This is a genomic window from Bradyrhizobium sp. R2.2-H (assembly GCF_004346455.1).
GTDB lineage: Bacteria > Pseudomonadota > Alphaproteobacteria > Rhizobiales > Xanthobacteraceae > Bradyrhizobium > Bradyrhizobium diversitatis.
Genome location: NZ_SMBR01000035.1, coordinates 1 through 1,424, shown reverse-complemented (window position 1 = coordinate 1,424; position 1,424 = coordinate 1). Strand labels below are relative to the sequence as shown.

At 66.4% G+C, this 1,424-nt stretch carries 1 protein-coding gene; it reads left to right on the top strand.

Going from position 1 to position 1,424, the window contains the following annotated elements; all coding sequences use genetic code 11:
- Positions 1-157: 157 nt before the first annotated feature.
- A complete protein-coding gene (locus EDE08_RS38140; protein ID WP_131874845.1) occupies positions 158-1,357 on the top strand; it encodes an IS256 family transposase in 1,200 nt (399 codons plus the stop codon).
- Positions 1,358-1,424 lie beyond the last annotated feature (67 nt).

Below are 1,424 nucleotides of genomic sequence, written 5' to 3'. Positions count from 1 at the left end.
GGTCGTGTCCCCGGGAGTGGTGTAGCTCGGTAGAGCAAAGCCGCCCGGACGCGCGCCCCCAAATAGCGCCGTAGCGGGCGGGCGGCTTTGCGGTGGTCATCGGCAGTTCTCCGGTAGGATCGGGTTGCGACACGCCAACGCAACCGAGGACCCACCGATGACCGACGACATGATGAACCTGCGCACGCTCGTAGAGAAGACCCCAGATGCCGATCTGCTGCGCGAGATGATCGGCTTTGCCGCCCAGCGTCTGATGGAGGTGGAGGTCGAAAGCCAGACCGGGGCGGCCTATGGCGAGAAGAACGCCGAACGCCTGGCCCAGCGCAACGGCTACCGCGACCGGACCTGGGAGACCCGCGCCGGCACGGTCGAGCTTCGTATCCCCAAGCTGCGCAAGGGCTCCTACTTTCCGGGCTTCCTGGAGCCGCGCCGGATGGCCGAGAAGGCGCTCACCGCCGTGGTGCAGGAAGCCTATGTGCAGGGCGTCTCGACCCGCTCGGTCGATGACCTGGTGCAGGCGATGGGCATGAGCGGTATCTCCAAGAGCCAGGTCTCGCGGCTGTGCGCGGAGATCGACGACAAGGTGAAGGCGTTCCTCGCCCGGCCGATCGAGGGCGACTGGCCGTATCTGTGGATCGACGCCACCTACGTGAAGGTGCGCCAGAACGGGCGCATTGTGTCGGTCGCGGTGATTGTCGCGGTTGGCGTCAACAGCGACGGTCGGCGCGAGGTTCTCGGCATGGACATCGGACCCTCCGAGGCCGAGACGTTCTGGACGGCATTCCTGCGCAAGCTCGCCCGCCGCGGACTGCGCGGCGTCAAGCTGGTCGTCTCCGACGCCCATGAGGGCATCAAGGCCACCGTCGCCAAGGTGCTCAACGCCAGTTGGCAGCGTTGCCGCGTCCACTTCATGCGCAACGCGCTCGCCCATGCCGGCAAGAGCGGCCGCCGCGTCGTCTCCGCCTTCATCGCCACCGCCTTTGCCCAAGACGACGCCGAGGCTGCGAAGACGCAGTGGCGCAAGGTCGCAGATCAACTCCGCCCAAAGCTGCCGAAACTCGCAGGCTTCCTCGACGAGGCCGAGACCGACGTGCTCGCCTACATGACGTTCCCGCCGCAGCATCGGACCAAGCTGCACTCCACCAATCCGATCGAGCGCCTCAATGGCGAGATCAAGCGGCGCACCGAAGTGGTCGGCATCTTCCCCAACGAAGATGCCATCGTCCGCCTCATCGGCGCGATCCTGCTCGAGCAGAACGATGAGTGGGCCGTCCAGCGCGCCCGCTACATGACACTGGAAACCATCGCGCCCTTGAGCGATGATCCCACCGTCAGCCTTCAGGCTATCGCCAGCTGACCAGCCCGGCTCTCGCCGGAGAACGCGGTAACCCGCCGCCAGCTACACCACGCCAGGGGACACGATC

Coding starts and splice junctions, on each gene's coding strand:
- EDE08_RS38140 (WP_131874845.1), top strand. CDS start 158: ATGACCGACGACATGATGAACCTGCGCACGCTCGTAGAGAAGACCCCA.